General features: G+C 51.7%; 15 protein-coding genes and 1 pseudogene. 11 read left to right on the top strand and 5 right to left on the bottom strand.

The window, feature by feature from the left end; translation table 11 throughout:
* Nucleotides 1-37: 37 nt before the first annotated feature.
* The 4 genes from pdxK to CV944_RS12530 form a co-directional block, all read right to left on the bottom strand.
* On the bottom strand, nucleotides 38-853 hold the full coding sequence (gene pdxK / locus CV944_RS12545) for a pyridoxine/pyridoxal/pyridoxamine kinase (protein ID WP_100659932.1): 816 nt from the start codon (nucleotides 851-853) through the stop codon (nucleotides 38-40).
* Between the two features lie 45 nt (nucleotides 854-898).
* Complete coding sequence (locus CV944_RS12540) at nucleotides 899-1,498, bottom strand: Uma2 family endonuclease (RefSeq protein ID WP_100659931.1); 600 nt, start codon at nucleotides 1,496-1,498, stop codon at nucleotides 899-901.
* 209 nt (nucleotides 1,499-1,707) lie between these two features.
* Nucleotides 1,708-2,841: an alanine dehydrogenase gene (gene ald / locus CV944_RS12535; protein WP_020278676.1), complete on the bottom strand. Its 1,134-nt coding sequence runs from the start codon at nucleotides 2,839-2,841 to the stop codon at nucleotides 1,708-1,710.
* Nucleotides 2,842-2,958: 117 nt separating this feature from the next.
* Entirely contained in the window at nucleotides 2,959-4,194 is a 1,236-nt protein-coding gene (locus CV944_RS12530; protein ID WP_100664286.1) for a PucR family transcriptional regulator, read from the bottom strand.
* 437 nt (nucleotides 4,195-4,631) lie between these two features.
* On the opposite strand from CV944_RS12530, the gene CV944_RS12525 reads away from it, so the two are divergent.
* From CV944_RS12525 to CV944_RS12485, 9 genes are all read left to right on the top strand, one after another.
* On the top strand, nucleotides 4,632-5,321 hold the full coding sequence (locus tag CV944_RS12525; protein ID WP_100664285.1) for a GntR family transcriptional regulator: 690 nt from the start codon (nucleotides 4,632-4,634) through the stop codon (nucleotides 5,319-5,321).
* Nucleotides 5,318-6,379, top strand: coding sequence for a tartrate dehydrogenase (locus tag CV944_RS12520; protein ID WP_050368002.1), 1,062 nt, complete (start codon nucleotides 5,318-5,320; stop codon nucleotides 6,377-6,379). The genes CV944_RS12525 and CV944_RS12520 overlap by 4 nt, the downstream gene beginning before the upstream one ends.
* 91 nt (nucleotides 6,380-6,470) lie before the next feature.
* Nucleotides 6,471-6,965: a PTS sugar transporter subunit IIA gene (locus CV944_RS12515; RefSeq protein WP_044744218.1), complete on the top strand. Its 495-nt coding sequence runs from the start codon at nucleotides 6,471-6,473 to the stop codon at nucleotides 6,963-6,965.
* Nucleotides 6,966-6,983: 18 nt separating this feature from the next.
* On the top strand, nucleotides 6,984-7,814 hold the full coding sequence (locus CV944_RS12510; RefSeq protein ID WP_033015391.1) for a PRD domain-containing protein: 831 nt from the start codon (nucleotides 6,984-6,986) through the stop codon (nucleotides 7,812-7,814).
* 193 nt (nucleotides 7,815-8,007) lie between these two features.
* A complete protein-coding gene (locus CV944_RS12505; protein ID WP_100664284.1) occupies nucleotides 8,008-9,384 on the top strand; it encodes a sucrose-specific PTS transporter subunit IIBC in 1,377 nt (458 codons plus the stop codon).
* 12 nt (nucleotides 9,385-9,396) lie between these two features.
* Entirely contained in the window at nucleotides 9,397-10,842 is a 1,446-nt protein-coding gene (locus CV944_RS12500; protein ID WP_100664283.1) for a glycoside hydrolase family 32 protein, read from the top strand.
* A 174-nt stretch (nucleotides 10,843-11,016) separates the two neighbouring features.
* Nucleotides 11,017-12,213: an MFS transporter gene (locus tag CV944_RS12495; RefSeq protein WP_100664282.1), complete on the top strand. Its 1,197-nt coding sequence runs from the start codon at nucleotides 11,017-11,019 to the stop codon at nucleotides 12,211-12,213.
* A 226-nt stretch (nucleotides 12,214-12,439) separates the two neighbouring features.
* Nucleotides 12,440-13,270: a glycosyltransferase family 2 protein gene (locus CV944_RS12490; RefSeq protein WP_100664281.1), complete on the top strand. Its 831-nt coding sequence runs from the start codon at nucleotides 12,440-12,442 to the stop codon at nucleotides 13,268-13,270.
* Between the two features lie 287 nt (nucleotides 13,271-13,557).
* Complete coding sequence (locus tag CV944_RS12485) at nucleotides 13,558-14,940, top strand: glycine--tRNA ligase (protein ID WP_100664280.1); 1,383 nt, start codon at nucleotides 13,558-13,560, stop codon at nucleotides 14,938-14,940.
* A gap of 756 nt (nucleotides 14,941-15,696) precedes the next feature.
* Here the strand turns inward: CV944_RS12485 and CV944_RS17665 are convergent.
* Nucleotides 15,697-15,858 (bottom strand): annotated as a pseudogene (locus CV944_RS17665) (DUF4351 domain-containing protein); the annotation flags it as partial.
* Between the two features lie 106 nt (nucleotides 15,859-15,964).
* On the opposite strand from CV944_RS17665, the gene CV944_RS12475 reads away from it, so the two are divergent.
* Both CV944_RS12475 and CV944_RS12470 read left to right on the top strand, forming a co-directional pair.
* A complete protein-coding gene (locus CV944_RS12475; RefSeq protein ID WP_033009761.1) occupies nucleotides 15,965-16,261 on the top strand; it encodes a hypothetical protein in 297 nt (98 codons plus the stop codon).
* A gap of 3 nt (nucleotides 16,262-16,264) precedes the next feature.
* Entirely contained in the window at nucleotides 16,265-16,627 is a 363-nt protein-coding gene (locus tag CV944_RS12470; protein WP_232722145.1) for a PIN domain-containing protein, read from the top strand.
* Nucleotides 16,628-16,697: the final 70 nt, after the last annotated feature.

Here is a 16,697-nt window from a genome sequence, read left to right as displayed (position 1 = left end):
GGAGTTGCGGAAAAAGACAAGGACGAGGTCTTGTCTATTATTGTTCGCCGTAGCGGCGGTACGCACCGTGATGTGTGGGCCCGACGTATTCGTTGAGCGGGAACGAATGGCGAATGGCGGCGGTGATGAACGCCTTGGCGGTGGCAATGGCGTCTTTCACCGGCCGGCCTTTTGCCAGTTCGGCGGCGATGGCCGCCGAGAACGTGCAGCCTGCTCCGTGCGTATACGTCGTGTCAATCCGCTCCGATTCGAGGAGTTCAAACGTTTTGCCGTCGTAAAGGACGTCAACCGCATAGTCATGCGGAATTTTCCGCCCGCCTTTGACGATGACATATTGGGCCCCGAGTTCATGAATGCGCCCGGCCGCTTCCTTCATGTCCTGGATCGTTTCAATGCGCGGCAAGCCGGAAAGCTGCGCTGCTTCGAACAAGTTTGGCGTCACGACCGTTGCTTTTGGTACAAGCGTTTCCCGGTAGCACACTGTATTTTCCGGATGGAGCGGCTCATCCGCCCCTTTGCACACCATAACTGGATCGACGACCGCATTTTTCAAACCATGCTTTTCAATCGTCCGCGCCGCTAATTCAATGATATCAGTTGTCGGAAGCATGCCTGTTTTTAAGGCATCAATCCCGACGCCGACGATGATCGTCTCAAGCTGGGCTTCGATCGTTGCTAGGTCAACGGGGAACACTTGGTGCGCCCACCGGTTGTGCGGGTCCATGGCGACGATGGTCGTGATCGCCGTCATGCCGTAAACGCCAAGCTCTTGGAACGTTTTTAAGTCCGCCTGCAGCCCGGCGCCGCCGCTGCTGTCCGAGCCGGCGATCGTTAACGCTTTTGGCATCGTCATCATCATCACTCCTTTGCTTCATAACATTATATCATGAAGCCGCCCTCAAGGACGAAATAGTTGTTCCACATCAACAAAAAAGCCATCCAGCACACGTGAACAGGCCATGCCGGTTTCTTTCCAGACGCCGGCTTGTTCATATTGTCCATTGTCATTGAGCGAGTAGATTTGCACAACACGATGCATGGGGTTCACGATCCAGTATTCATAGACTCCGTATTGCATATACAAATTCAATTTGAACACGAGATCGTACGCCTGGTTGGAAGGGCTTAAAATCTCGATGATCAGCGTTGGGACGCCGACAAATTTTGTATCCGTTAATCCACTTCGATCACAGATCACGGTTAAATCAGGGACGACAATTTTCTTGCCTTCGATTCGTTCGTTCTTTAGTTCGATATCAAACGGGGCATGAAACACTTCACACGGCTTTCCTTCTAAAAAATGGAACAGTTGGACGTGCAGCCGTCCCGATATGCGTTGGTGCTGGGTCGAAGGGGAGGGAGACATCAACACAGCGCCATCAATGTATTCTAAAACGCGGTCGGTTGTTTCCCGCATGCGATAAAATTCTTCAAGCGATACCGCCTGTTTTCCCGGAACGTTCACGAAATCACCTTCTTTCCCGCTTTCTATTTTCATTATACACTGGCCGCTTTGTCGAACGAAAATGATTTGGCATAACGCAACGGGTGACATACTCCCGCCGCCTGCGCTCACTTGCAGAAATGGCGGCCTTGTCGGTTTAGGACGATAAAAAAAAAGCCGCCCGCTATGAGCGGGCGATCATGGGAATGGACAATGATGAACAGGCGGCCGGCAGCGCGTGTTGCCGGCCGTGTCCATCACGGTTAGTTGGCGGCCAACGTTTTCCCGAGCGCTTCGCGGGCCGGGACGTAGCGATAGCCGAGGTCGCGGGCGACGGCTTCGTACGTGATTTCGCCGTTGGCGACGTTGACGCCAAGCTCGAGCGCCGGGTTGTCCGTAATGGCTTGCATGACGCCTTTATTGGCGATTTGCAAGGCGTATGGGATCGTGACGTTCGTCAAGGCGATCGTCGAGGTGCGCGGGACAGCACCCGGCATGTTGGCGACCGCATAATGGACGACGCCGTGTTTGACGTACGTCGGGTCGTCGTGCGTCGTGACGTGGTCGCTTGTTTCGACGATGCCACCTTGGTCGATGGCGACATCGACGATGACCGACCCCGGTTTCATCGCTTTCACCATGTCCTCGGTGACGAGCTTCGGCGCCCGCGCTCCCGGGATGAGGACGGCGCCGATGACAAGGTCGGCCTCTGCGACCGCTTCGGCGATGTTCATCGGGTTGGACATGAGCGTCGTAATTTGGTTGCCGAAAATGTCGTCAAGCTCGCGCAGGCGATCCGCGTTCAAGTCGATGATCGTGACATCTGCCCCGAGGCCGACCGCGACTTTTGCCGCATTCGTGCCGACGACCCCGCCGCCGATGATGACTACTTTGCCGCGGGCGACGCCAGGGACGCCGCCAAGCAAAATGCCTTTGCCGCCGTACGGCTTTTCCAAAAATTGCGCCCCGATTTGCGCCGCCATCCGTCCGGCGACTTCGCTCATCGGCGTCAACAGCGGCAGCGTGCGGCCGACTTGCACAGTTTCATAGGCGATGGCGATAACGCCGCTTTCTTTTAACGCGCGCGTCAACTCTGGGTCGGCGGCCAAATGCAAGTAGGTGAACAGCACAAGCCCCGGACGGAAGAAGCGGTATTCGCTTGGCAGCGGCTCTTTCACTTTCATCACCATATCTGCTTGCGCCCACACATCTTCCGCTCGCTCGATGATTTGTGCTCCGGCACGGGCGTAATCATTGTCGCTGAAACCGCTTCCAACCCCTGCCTCTTTCTCAATGAGCACCGTATGTCCTGCCTGAACGAACGACAATACGCCAGCCGGCGTAATGGCGACACGGTTTTCGTTGTTTTTAATTTCCTTTGGCACTCCAATAATCATGAATATGGTTCCTCCTCATCAAAAGTGGCCTTACTTATAGTATAAAAGAGACGGAACGGGCCGGGCATTGTTCAAAAAAGAGAAAGAAGCGCGTGGGTTTTGTGGATTTCCACAAATTCAACCGCGCGCTTCGTATTTCGCTAATTTAATATCAATGTATAATTTGATTTTTTGATTCATGTCATTGAGATCAAGCTCGGCGATGTCGGCAATCCGCTTGAGCCGATAAGCAAGCGTGTTCGGGTGAACGTTGAGGACGTCGGCGGTTTCTTGCACATTTTCGTTATGGTCAAAAAATGTTTCAAACGTTTTCACCAAGTCGCTGTGATGTTTGCGGTCATAGGCTTGCAATTTCTCAAGCGCCGGGTTGGTCCAGCCTCCTTGCCGTTTTTTTTCAAGCAAAAAGTCAAAAAATTGGTAAATACCGAGTTGGGCGTAGCCGTAAACCGACTTGATTTCATCGCCGAGCTTTTCTTTCAGCGCCAGGACGGCGAGCGCTTCGCGGTAGCTTTTTTCAATGAGGCGATAGACGCTGTACACGCCGCCAAATCCGCACTGCACATCGTGGATGTGAAATCGTTCTTTCATTTTGGCGGCGAACGATTCGATGAATGCACTCAGCTCTTTCAGCGGCTGGTCAGTTTTGGGCGCCCCAAGCAAAATCACATCGCGGCCGTCGGTCGTATAAAGAAGAATCGGGATTTGCTGAGTCGTCTGCAAGAGATAAGAAATTTGCCGCTCCATTTCGGCGGTCAAATCAGCGGCAAAGCGGAAGACGACAACGGCAAACTGCGGTGCGGTCGGGATTTGCATGGCAGCGAGATGAGCGCGAATCTCGTCTTCGGCCGCGATATGGCTCGTCAGCAACTTCCAAAACAGCTCCTGCACCCGCTCTTCTTTTTTGTTTTTGCGCATATACAGCTGCAACACTTTGTTTTTCGCTGCCTTGGCGGCGAGTTTGAGCCATTCCATCTCCTCAGGCGACAGCGTCCGGTTCGTTTCCAGCACCCAGATGAAACCGATCACCTCATCGTTTTTCCAGATCGACACAGCGACGCGGCTGCCGAGGCCGACGTCATGAATCGGCGGCACGCGCACCGGCTCGCGGCTTTTGAGCAGCGCCGGGATGGCGCCTTGTTTCCATAAGCTGTTGATCACTTTTTCCGGGACGCGCCGGCTGATGATCGTCGCCGTCCGCGCCGGATCGGTGTAATCGTCATGGGCGCTGTAGGCGATGAGCCGATGGTTCGCATCTTCGATCGTCACCGGGCATTTCAGCACGTCGCTGACGCGGTCGGCAAACTCTTCAAGGCTGTCAAATTCGCCGCGGAACGGGTCGGTGTACGAGGGCATATCGGTGTTTTCCCCCCAGCATAAAATTATGAGACGAAAAGCATCGCATTTAAGCAGCAGTCATTAGCCGCCTCTGGTTAAACATTTCCTCACAATTCTATGAACGGTTTCATCATAACTTATGCGCCGTCAGCTGTAAATCAACACGTATGGGTATATTTTGAGGTGACTCAATGCGGTCCTGTTTAAACGAGGGCACGCGCCTGAGATTTGTATGATCTTCCTGCTTTTGTTCGCTATCCTTGTGAAATGGCGGGGACGGTGTATTATCGTTTATTTTAGGTTAAGGGAATGATCTATCCCCGAAAGACAAGAATTTATTTCCAAATATTTAATAACTTCAGAATATAAAAACATTTTATTGACGAAAGAGGATACGTCAAATAAAATGGACTTAGGTTATATCTGTCGACAGTCGACAAAGTAGGTGAAGGTAAATGAGTCAGGATCAACCGGACCGATCCGCTCCTTTTTACGAGCAAATTTATCATTTATTGCGCAAGAAAATTCTTCAAGGAGAATTCAAGCCTGGACAACGTATCTACGAAGCAAAGCTGGCCAGAGAGTTAAATGTAAGTAGAAGTCCGGTGCGAGAGGCTGTAAGGGCGCTTGAAAAAGAGGGATTGCTCCAGATTGATCATAAATCGCGGATCACTGTGTACGAACCGACGATGAGGAATGTGGAGGAGATTTATCAATGCCGCATGTCCCTTGAATCATTGGCTGTTAAACTGGCCTGCGAACGGATGTCTGCCTCTCAATTGGATGAGATGGAGGAAGTGCTTTACCAAACAGAACGAAATATTATAATCGGGGATCTTGAATCCGTGATTGCATTCAACGCCCAGTTCCACGATTGTATTGTTTTGTTCAGCGGTAATAGCGAACTAGGAAAGTTGCTAGGAGGACTTAGGTCGCTAACGTATTACTATCGGACGCTGAACGTGCACGGGCCAGGGAGGGCAAACCAAATTTTAGAAGAGCACAAGCAAATTTTTTTTAAAATGAAAGAACGAAAAGCGGATGAAGCGGCGGAAGAAATGAAAGTGCATATTGAACATGACTTGCTTCACTTAAAAAACTTGTTAGCAAAGGAATGCGAACAAGCAAGGGGGAAGAAATCTTGAAACAATGGGACATCGCCGTCATTCCAGGTGACGGCATCGGCAAGGAGGTCGTGCCTGCGGCGTTGGATGTGCTGCAGGCGGTCGCGGATGTTCATGGAGGGATCTCTTTTTCCTTTACGGAATTTCCATGGAACTGCGATTACTATGTTGAACACGGCCAAATGATGCCAGATGATGGGCTTGAGACGTTGCGGAACTTTGACGCCATTTTCCTTGGAGCGGTCGGCAATCCGAAGCTTGTCCCTGACCATATTTCATTATGGGGATTGCTTCTGAAAATTCGCCGTGAATTTGAACAAGTGATCAACATTCGCCCGGCAAAATATTTCCGCGGCTTATCCTCGCCCCTGGCCGAACCGCGCGAGTTTGATTTCATCGTCGTCCGCGAAAACAGCGAAGGGGAATATAGCGAAGTCGGCGGGCGCATCCACCGCGGGGAAGACGAAATCGCCATTCAAAACGCTGTCTTTACCCGCAAAGGGACGGAGCGGGCGATGCGTTATGCGTTCGAGCTGGCGCGGAAGCGGAAACGGCATGTGACGAGCGCGACGAAATCGAACGGCATTTTCCATACGATGCCGTTTTGGGATGAAGTGTTCGCCGACGTCAAGCGCGACTACCCGGATGTCGCGACCGCGTCGTACCATATTGATGCATTGGCCGCCTTTTTCGTGACAAGGCCGCATACGTTTGACGTCGTTGTCGCGAGCAACTTGTTTGGCGACATTTTGACGGACCTTGGCGGCGCTATTATGGGCAGCATCGGCATCGCCCCGGCGGCGAACATCAACGTCAACGGCAAGTACCCGTCCATGTTTGAGCCGGTGCACGGCTCGGCGCCGGACATTTACGGCAAAGGCATCGCCAACCCGATCGGGCAAATTTGGACGGCGAAACTGATGCTTGACCATTTCGGCGAAGAAGAGCTCGGCGCCCTTTTGTTGCAAACGATTGAGGATGTCACCGCTGACGGCATCAAAACGCCCGATCTCGGCGGCACGGCGACGACAAAGGAAGTGACGGAAGAAATTTGCCGGCGGCTGCGCAAACGAGGCTGATGAAGACCGATTGGGGCGGCGCGGTTGGCACTGTCCTTCCGTTTTCGGTATACTGGTTGTCAGACAAACCGAATAGAAAGGATGACGCCCGTTGTTCAAAAAATGGTTTGGCAAGCAACAGCCGAAGGAAGAGACGATCACCGCACCGCTTGACGGAACGATTGTGCCGCTTGAAGACGTGCCGGATCCGGTGTTTGCGCAAAACATGATGGGCGATGGCATCGCCATCGACCCGGCGGATGGGGATGTCGTCGCTCCGGTGGACGGGGAAATCGTCCAACTCTTTCCGACGAAGCATGCTATCGGCTTGCGTTCGGAAGCGGGTGTGGAGCTGCTCATCCATGTCGGCATCGACACCGTGTCGATGAACGGGGAAGGGTTTACCGCCTATGTCAAAGCCGGCGACCGAGTGAAACGGGGCGATCGGCTTCTTTCTGTCGACTTGCCGCTTGTGCGCGAGAAAGCGAAAAGCGCGGTGACGCCGATCATCATCACGAATGGTGATGCGCTTGAAAGTTTGGAGAAAAAAGCAGGGACATCGGCAGCAAAAGGCGAGACGGTCTTATTTCATGTGAAAATGAAATAAGGGCGGCAGGGAGGACATATGGCGTTTCGCATCCATAAGATTTTAAACAACAACGCCGTTGTCGTGCTCGATGAAGGCAAAGAGAAAATTGTCATGGGCCCGGGGATTGCGTTTCAAAAGCGGAAAAACGATCTCATCCCCCCGGGCCGCATTGAGAAAATTTTCGTCATGGAAGAAGAAAATGAGAAGTTCCAGCAATTGCTTCGCACGTTGCCAGAAGAACATATCGATATTGCCGAAGAAATTATCAGCTATGCGGAAGGCAAACTGCAAGCACCGCTCAACGACCATATTCATATTGCGCTGACTGACCATTTGTCGTTTGCCATCGAGCGGTTGAAGCAAGGTTACCGCATTCAAAACAAATTGCTCAATGAAATTAAAGTGCTATATAAGGCGGAGTATGAAATTGGGCTATGGGCGAAACAGTTGATCAAAGAGCGGCTTGGCATCGAGATTCCCGATGACGAGGTGGCCCATATCGCCCTTCATATTCATACGGCGAAACTCGATGCCGCCAGCATGAACAAAACGATGCGCGAGACGACGCTCATTCATGAATTCGTTGACCTTATCCAAACGGAGCTCGGCATATCGATCGATAAGGAAAGCATTTCATACCAGCGGCTGCTCACTCATTTGCGCTTTGCCTTAAGCCGCATCGAAAACGGGGAGCCGATTCATTCGATGGATGAGGAGATGCTTGCGCTCATTCAGACAAAATATGCAAGGGAATGGGCGTGTACACAAAAAGCGGCAAGCTATGCAGAGAAGGAATATGGCATCCGTTTTCCGGAGGAGGAACTCGCCTATATCGTCCTCCATATCCAACGGTTGCGAAAGCGTTGACAAAAACAGCAGGTTGCCGTATAATGCAAAACAGACAACGAAATATTGCGGGATTGTAACTGCTTCGAGCAGGCAAGACCTAAAACGTATGAAGGGAACGGCAAGTGAGTCATGCCGCTAGATCGCCCTTTGTATGTTTTAGGTCTTTTTTGTTTTTCATTTCACCATCATTCAGAAGGAGAGGAGTTCACCGATGAATTATGAACACATTGCTAAACAACTCATCCCGCTCCTTGGCGGGAAAGAAAACGTCATTAGCGCGACCCATTGCGCAACAAGGCTTCGGCTTGTTTTAAAGGACGAGAAAAAGGTTGATGCAAAAACCATTGAAAACATTGAAGGGGTTAAAGGGGCGTTTTCCAGCTCCGGACAGTTTCAAATTATTTTTGGCACCGGCGTGGTGAATAAAGTGTATGAAGCGTTTGCCCGGGAAGCAGGGATACAGCAAGGTGATGCTGATGCTCATCAAGAAGCCATCAAGCAAAAAATGAATCCGCTCGCCCGCTTTGCGAAGACGTTGTCAAACATTTTTGTCCCAATCATCCCAGCCATTGTCGCGAGCGGTTTGTTAATGGGTTTGCTTGGGATGATGAAGGCGTTCAAATGGGTGGCGGCAGACAGCCCGCTGTATATTTTGCTTGATATGTTTTCGAGTGCGGCGTTTATTATTTTGCCAATTTTAATCGGCTTTAGCGCGGCGAAAGAATTTGGAGGCACGCCGTTTTTAGGGGCGGTCATCGGCGGTATTATGACTCACCCGGCGCTATTAAACCCGTGGGGATTGGCCGAGGCCAAGCCAAACTATATGCATTTTCTTGGCTTTGATATCGCTATGGTCGGGTATCAAGGGACGGTCGTGCCGATTTTGCTGGCGACGTATGTGATGAGCAAAGTGGAGCGTGGATTGCGAAAAGTTGTTCCTCATGCGGTCAGTTTGCTTGTTGTTCCATTTGTGACCGTCATTTTGACGGGATTTATTACGATTTTGGCCATTGGTCCGCTCGGCAATTTGCTTGGCGATGGGATTACGACGGTGTTGAACTTTGTTTACCATTATGGCGGTGCGTTAGCTGGCCTTATCTTTGGTGGATTGTACTCGATGATCGTCATTACTGGTGTGCATCATAGCTTTCATGCCATTGAAGCGAACTTGTTGGCGAAACTTGGGGTCAACTATTTACTGCCAATTTGGTCGATGGCCAACGTCGCCCAAGGCGGCGCCGGTTTGGCTGTATTTGTCAAATCGAAGCGGACAAAAACAAAAGAGATTGCGTTGCCGGCGGCCTTGTCAGCTTTTTTAGGCATTACCGAGCCAGTCATTTTCGGGGTGAACTTAAAATACCGGAAGCCGTTTATCGCTGCGGCCATTGGCGGCGCGCTCGGCGGAGCGTACGTCGTATTTACGAATGTAGTAGCTAATGCCTACGGGTTGACCGGCATCCCGATGATCGCCATCGTTGCGCCGGAAGGGCTCACGAACTTAATGCACTACTTAATCGGTTTTGCCATTGCCGTCGTTTCAGCGTTTGTGGCGACATTCCTTCTAAAGTTCCGTGAAGAAGAAGAGTGAGGGGACAAGCGGATGAAATCCGAACGGGAACAGAAACTTATTGAACAAGCATACGCTGAAGTCGAAAAATATGAGACTCTTGTCAATCGTGACCGGTATCGGCTTCGCTACCATCTCATGCCTCCTGTCGGGTTGATGAACGATCCAAACGGGCTGATCGACTGGCACGGAACGTATCACGTCTTCTACCAATGGATGCCGTTTCGCACCGGCCATGGCGCCAAGTTCTGGGGGCATTATACGTCCCCAGACTTGGTTCATTGGCAAGCAGCGCCGATTGCGTTAGCGCCAAGCGAATGGTATGACAAAGATGGCTGCTATTCCGGCAGTGCGATTAGTTGCGATGGAAAACTCGTGCTGTTTTACACTGGCAATGTGAAAGATGAACAAGGAAACCGCCAAACGTACCAATGCATGGCCGTATCGGAAGATGGCATTCATTTTACAAAAAAAGGCGTCGTCATTACACTTCCGGACGGATATACGGCCCATTTCCGCGATCCGAAAGTATGGCGGTATCAGGGCCATTGGTATATGATCCTGGGGGCGCAAAGCGAAAGCGGCGATGGAAAAGCGGTGCTGTTTCGTTCCGCTGATCTTTGTCATTGGGAGCATCTTGGCCCAATTGCTGGCGGCAACATGAACGGGATTGGTCCGTTTGGCTATATGTGGGAATGCCCAGACTTGTTTCCATTAGATGGGCAAGACGTGCTCATCGTCTGCCCGCAAGGATTAAAACCGGACGGCATGCGCTACCAAAACGTCTACCAGTCAGGTTATTTTGTCGGCCGCTTCGACTACGAACGGGCCGAATTCCTTCACGGGACGTTTGAGGAGCTTGATCGCGGCTTTGAATTTTACGCCCCGCAAACGATGCTTGACCGGAACGGGCGGCGCATCCTCATCGGCTGGATGGGCGTGCCGGACCAGGATGAAGACCGTCAGCCGACAGTGAGCCACCGCTGGGTGCACGCGCTCACCTTGCCGCGCGAACTTCGCCTCACTGGCGGCAAGCTGAGACAGACGCCAGTGGAAGAGTTGAAACAGTTGCGCAAACAAAAAGTAGCATATCCAAGCGCCACTGTGGTGAATGAGCTGAGGTCATGGCCGGGACTCGAGGGAGATGCGATCGAACTTCGCCTCGACAATATCGAACTGTTCGGAAGCATGATGGAAATTTACTTTCGCCATGCGGCTCGCCTTGTTTACAATAGTGACGAAGGGGTATTGACGCTTGAACGGAAAAGCTTTGTGAACGGGCTGACGGAGAAGCGGCAATGTCGATTGCCACGTCTTCGTTCGCTTCATGTTTTCCTTGATACGTCATCGATCGAACTGTTCGTCAATGATGGCGAAGAGACGTTCACTGCGCGGTTTTTTCCGTATCCGGACGACCGAACGATTTTCTTTGGCGCTCATGGGCATCTTCAGATGGACATCGAGAAATGGGAATTATAAGACGGATTGGCACGAGCAAAGCTGCCGAGAGCAATCGCTTTTCGGCGGCTTGTTTATTACTGTTGTAGTTCCTTTTGTGAGACAATGAGCAATACGGGATTGAATTTACTCCTGTCCCCCTCTATAATGAACAGTAGATAGTGTCTTTACATCGATAATGACAGGGGGATACACATGAACCAAACCGCGATTTCCCAGCGCAAGCTGTTAGGCATCGCCGGTCTCGGTTGGCTGTTTGACGCCATGGACGTCGGGATGCTGTCGTTTTTGATGGCCGCCTTGCAAAAAGATTGGAACTTGACGGCCAGCCAAGTCGGCTGGATCGGCAGCGTCAACTCGATCGGCATGGCGGTCGGGGCGCTCGTGTTCGGATTGCTTGCGGACCGGATCGGTCGAAAAAACGTCTTTATTTTGACGTTGTTATTGTTCTCGGTCGGCAGCGGGCTGTCGGCGCTGACGACGACGTTGGCGGCGTTTTTGGCGCTCCGCTTTTTGATCGGCATGGGGCTTGGCGGCGAGCTGCCGGTCGCGTCAACGCTCGTTTCGGAGGCGGTGCCGGCTAAAGACCGCGGCCGGGTTGTCGTGCTGCTTGAGAGCTTTTGGGCCGGCGGGTGGCTGCTGGCGGCGCTCATCTCGTATTTCGTCATACCAGTTTACGGCTGGCGGACGGCGTTATGGCTGGCGGCGATTCCAGCGCTGTATGCGATCTATTTGCGCCTCCGTCTGCCTGATTCGCCGCGGTTTGCGGCCGCGCAAAAAGAGGAGACGGTGTGGAGCAATATCGTCAAAGTATGGTCCGCTCCCCATCGGAAAGAGACGGTCATGCTTTGGCTCCTTTGGTTTTGCGTCGTCTTTTCGTATTACGGCATGTTTTTATGGCTGCCGAGTGTCATGGTCATGAAAGGGTTCAGCTTGATTAAAAGTTTTGAGTACGTGCTTATCATGACGCTAGCGCAGCTGCCGGGTTATTTCAGCGCCGCATGGCTGATCGAGCGGGCGGGGCGGAAATTTGTCTTGGTCACGTATTTGCTTGGCACCGCATTGAGCGCCTACTTTTTCGGCACGGCCGAGTCGCTCGTTGGGCTGATGGCGTCCGGCATTTTCTTGTCGTTTTTCAACTTGGGCGCATGGGGGGCGCTGTATGCCTATACACCGGAGCAGTATCCGACATCGATCCGTGCGACAGGCGCCGGCATGGCGGCGGCGTTTGGCCGCATCGGCGGCATTTTCGGCCCGCTGTTGGTCGGCTCGCTTGTCGCGCAAGGGGTGTCGGTGACGATGATTTTCACGCTGTTTTGTCTATCGGTCCTTGTCGCCGTTTTGGCGGTCGCGGTGTTGGGCAGCGAGACGAAGCAGCAGGAGCTTGCATGAGGAAAATCGTTGTAAGGGACATTCTAAGACAGATCTCTCACGAGAGTTGCGGGCTTTGGTTCGTGGCGCTCGTTAGGGGAGGCACGCCGAAATTGACAAACAAACGGCAGGGGCGGTACCTTAAGGGTAAGCCCCTTTTTTGATTGGCCAAGCTTTTGGTGGGTGTGCGCATCGACGCCCGCGGACGCCAAGGGGGAAAGCCAGTGCGAGAGGCGGTGAATCAATCTTGCGTCCGTCCGTGTCTGTCGTTATTCCGACGTACAATCGCCCGTATCCGCTTGCCGAGCTGCTCGAGTCGTTAAGCCGGCAGACGTACAAGCCGTTTGAGGTCATCATTGTCAATGACGGCGGCGTTCCGGTTCATGATGTCGTCGTCTTGTACCCGGAGCTTGACATCCGTCTCATCGACCGCCGCGACAACGAAGGACATGTCGCCGCCCGCAACGAAGGCGTCAAGGCGGCGCGTGGCGACCTCATCATGCTTTGCGACGACGATGACCTCGTGCTGCCGTGCCATCTCGAGCGGATGGTCACAGCGCTTCGTGACGCCGATTTTGCCTATGCCGATGCGGAAATTGTCCAGTATCGGGTGGAAAACGACCAGCGTGTTCCATCCGCCCGTTTTTTATTTGCCTATGAGTATGATTTGGAAGCGATGCGGACGTTTTCGACGTACGTCCCGTCTGGAAGCGTGTATCGAAAATCGCTCCATGACGAGATCGGCTGCTTTGACACGACTGTCCACCATTATTGGGACTGGGACTTCTTTTTGCGGGCCGCCTCTGTATGTCGCGTCACCCGTGTCGCGGCGGCGACCGTGTTGTACGCGTTCAGCCCGGACGGCGACAACGTGTCGCGACATATGAACGACAAGCGGCGCCAATATTTGCGGCGGCTGTGTGAGAAGCATGGGCTTGGGGACTTGCCGATGAAAAATTTTTGGCTCTTGCTTGACGAGCCGGAAGTCGCGAAGCGCCGGGCGAAAAGCGAAGTCATCTGGGACGGGAAGCCCGTCGTGTCGCGGTTTTGGGCGCAAAAAAATGCGAGCGACCATTGACATAGGTCTTTCTGGTTTGCTATGATAGTGGACAAAATCATATATGGATCGCGATGACGGATCAATAGTAGTTAACCCTCTCTTCCGAAGCGAGCCGGGGGCGGTGGGAGCCCGGTGAAGACGGTTAATGAAACGGCAGTCCGGAGCGAACATGACGAAAGTGGGTGCGCGTTTGGCGCATCAACTAGGGTGGAACCGCGGGAGCTACGCTCTCGTCCCTAGGCACAAGGCCTAGGGGCGAGGGCGTTTTTCATGGTAACAAATGATGAATGGAGGAGGATGAACAGATGGCTGTGACAATGGAAGAAATCGTTGCCCACGCCAAGCATCGTGGCTTCGTGTTTCCGGGCTCGGAAATTTACGGCGGGCTGGCGAACACGTGGGATTACGGCCCGCTTGGCGTCGAGCTGAAAAACAACATCAAACGGGCGTGGTGGAAAAAATTCGTTCAAGAGTCGCCGTACAACGTCGGGCTCGACGCCGCCATTTTAATGAACCCGAGAACGTGGGAAGCGTCCGGTCACTTAGGCAACTTCAACGATCCGATGGTCGACTGCAAACAGTGCAAAGCGCGTCATCGCGCCGATAAGTTGATTGAGAAGGCGCTCGAGGAAAAAGGGATCGAGATGATCGTTGACGGGTTGCCGCTAGCGAAAATGGATGAGCTGATCCGCGAGCATGGCATCGCCTGTCCCGAATGCGGCAGCCGCGATTTCACGAACGTGCGCCAGTTCAACTTAATGTTTAAAACGTACCAAGGCGTCACCGAGTCGAGCGCCAACGAAATTTATTTGCGTCCAGAGACAGCGCAAGGCATTTTCGTCAACTTCAAAAACGTCCAGCGCACGATGCGCAAAAAATTGCCGTTTGGCATCGCGCAAATCGGCAAAAGCTTCCGCAACGAGATTACGCCGGGCAACTTCACGTTCCGCACGCGCGAATTCGAACAGATGGAGCTCGAGTTTTTCTGCAAGCCCGGTGAGGAGCTGCAATGGTTTGACTATTGGAAACAGTTTTGCAAGGACTGGCTGCTGTCGCTCGGCATGAAGGAGGATAACATCCGCCTGCGCGACCATGCGAAAGAAGAGTTGTCCCACTACAGCAACGCCACGACGGACATCGAGTACCATTTCCCGTTCGGCTGGGGCGAGCTCTGGGGCATTGCGTCGCGCACCGATTACGACTTAAAACAGCATATGGAATACTCCGGAGAGGATTTCCATTATCTCGACCAAGAAACGAACGAACGCTACGTGCCGTACTGCATTGAGCCGTCGCTTGGCGCCGACCGCGTCACGCTGGCGTTTATGATCGATGCCTATGACGAGGAAGAACTGGAAGACGGAACGACCCGGACGGTGATGCATTTGCATCCGGCGCTCGCGCCGTACAAGGCGGCCGTCTTGCCGCTGTCGAAAAAGCTTGGCGACGGCGCGCGCCGCATTTATGAGGAACTCGCGAAACATTTCATGGTCGACTATGACGAAACCGGCTCGATCGGCAAGAGGTATCGCCGCCAAGACGAAATCGGCACGCCGTTTTGCATTACGTACGATTTTGAGTCTGAACAAGACGGCCAAGTCACCGTCCGCGACCGCGATACGATGGAACAAGTGCGGCTGCCGATTGGAGAGCTCAAAGCCTTTTTAGAGGAAAAAATCGCTTTTTGATGACGGGAACGGAGGCTGTCTCAAAAGATCGTGAAACCGAGCTTTCGCAGACAGCCTCTTTTTTTGATCCTTCACCCCTCTGAGTTTGACGGTTTGAGGTCATCTAAAAGAGCCAAAATGCTTTGCTCGCAAAGATTTCACATGCGGATCCTAGAGAGGCGATGATCTCGTACAAAATCCTGCTATTCCATCTGTGTCTCAGTTAGAAAAGCCTGGTGAAATCGGCCTTCTTTTTTGGCGAAATGCCGTTGATTTGCTCATGGCAGTCATTTTTCATCGGCCTTCTAGGAGGCCGGTGATTGACTCGCACAACCGCTTCTGGGAATCAGTTCTCAAGTAGAGAAAACTTGTTGCATCAGCCTCTATGTTCACGCGTTCCATCATCGATCAAGGCAAACAACGGTTTTTCACCAACCTTCTAGAGTAAAAACCCAAAATTGTGCATAAGAGTACGTAACGGTACATGCAGTAAATAGCGATGAAACACATAGGTTAAGTCCAAATTATTGTGTAAATTCCCCTTTGATAGACAACATGGATCTGATAACTTGACGTACGGTAGGTAAGACCGGCAAGTCTCCCTGCCGATCGCCTTCCCGGACAAATGATCATGTTGTCAAGGAACAGGCGTGTCAGGGAGTTTTCGCGGCATATCCTCGCTTTGCTCCGGTGAAGCAGGAGTCTTCTCGCCCTAATACGCTAAAAGTCCCACCAATTTCAAAACGAAATAGAAACATTTGAAGGTATGATACATGTTTCAAACTCAGTATACGCCATTTTGCTTAACAACGCAGCCGCGATGGGGTTGTCATGGCAAATGTAATCACGCCAGTTTTGTTTACGCAACTCAACTGCAAGAAATTGAAATTGGAGCACATCGAAAAACGGAAACGGGAGTGTAAATGATGAAGGTTCATTTACAACTTGTGGTGAAGAGCCTGCTCATCTACAGTAAAATTAATAACCTGACTTCTTGAAACATGATATAATTATGTATAAAACCTCAACCAAGGTGGGGATGCAAATGAGCACTAACAAAAAAAGGAGCCGTGGCGCATATCATATAACAACTGGAACGGCAAAACGCCCAATTTTAAAGAGAATAGTGCGTCAAAACCGTCATCATTACCGAATTGGACCATCTGTTCTAACAGAAGAGCAAATGAAGGAGGTCATTCAAGTGCGATCTAAAAAAAAGAAGCTAACCAAGGAAGAAAAGAAAGCGTTACACAAACGTCTGGCTGGCAGTACGAAGTTATTTAGCAAAGAAGGCGTGTTGGAATCATTAAGAATTGCAAATAGAGAAGAGTGGGAGGATTAAGCATTGTCAACCAAAGTACTAATCGATACAAATATATACGCAGCACATGAAATGGGTTACCCTGATGCAGTAGAGTTCATTGAACAGCTGATTGAAGATGAGGTAGAGATTATTATGACTACCTTCATTGAGATGGAGATCATGTCTCATTTCGAAATCGAAACAGATCCTGATATAAGAGAAAATAGAAAAGGATATATTCAAATGGCTGATCAAATCTATGAAGTCACTAGAGAAGATATGGAGCTAGCAGCTGACATAAGAAGAAAAGCGAGAGCGGACAGTACACGCAAAAAGAGTATTAAAGCACCAGATGCTCTTGTTGCAGCTGCAGCTCTTCTATATACATGCTCATTGAAAAATTAACCTTCGCATAAGCGGTGCCCACTCTGGTTATACTGCTCCTAATGAAAAACATGGAAAAGGAGCGGAATTC

This window comes from Geobacillus sp. WSUCF-018B (assembly GCF_002809985.1).
GTDB classification, from domain to species: domain Bacteria; phylum Bacillota; class Bacilli; order Bacillales; family Anoxybacillaceae; genus Geobacillus; species Geobacillus thermophilus.
The sequence above is the reverse complement of the archived record's forward strand: the minus strand, read 5'-3'. Positions and strand labels throughout refer to the sequence as shown.

Coding starts and splice junctions, on each gene's coding strand:
- pdxK (WP_100659932.1), bottom strand. CDS start 853: ATGACGATGCCAAAAGCGTTAACGATCGCCGGCTCGGACAGCAGCGGC.
- CV944_RS12540 (WP_100659931.1), bottom strand. CDS start 1,498: ATGAAAATAGAAAGCGGGAAAGAAGGTGATTTCGTGAACGTTCCGGGA.
- ald (WP_020278676.1), bottom strand. CDS start 2,841: ATGATTATTGGAGTGCCAAAGGAAATTAAAAACAACGAAAACCGTGTC.
- CV944_RS12530 (WP_100664286.1), bottom strand. CDS start 4,194: ATGCCCTCGTACACCGACCCGTTCCGCGGCGAATTTGACAGCCTTGAA.
- CV944_RS12525 (WP_100664285.1), top strand. CDS start 4,632: ATGAGTCAGGATCAACCGGACCGATCCGCTCCTTTTTACGAGCAAATT.
- CV944_RS12510 (WP_033015391.1), top strand. CDS start 6,984: ATGGCGTTTCGCATCCATAAGATTTTAAACAACAACGCCGTTGTCGTG.
- CV944_RS12505 (WP_100664284.1), top strand. CDS start 8,008: ATGAATTATGAACACATTGCTAAACAACTCATCCCGCTCCTTGGCGGG.
- CV944_RS12500 (WP_100664283.1), top strand. CDS start 9,397: ATGAAATCCGAACGGGAACAGAAACTTATTGAACAAGCATACGCTGAA.
- CV944_RS12495 (WP_100664282.1), top strand. CDS start 11,017: ATGAACCAAACCGCGATTTCCCAGCGCAAGCTGTTAGGCATCGCCGGT.
- CV944_RS12485 (WP_100664280.1), top strand. CDS start 13,558: ATGGCTGTGACAATGGAAGAAATCGTTGCCCACGCCAAGCATCGTGGC.
- CV944_RS12475 (WP_033009761.1), top strand. CDS start 15,965: ATGAGCACTAACAAAAAAAGGAGCCGTGGCGCATATCATATAACAACT.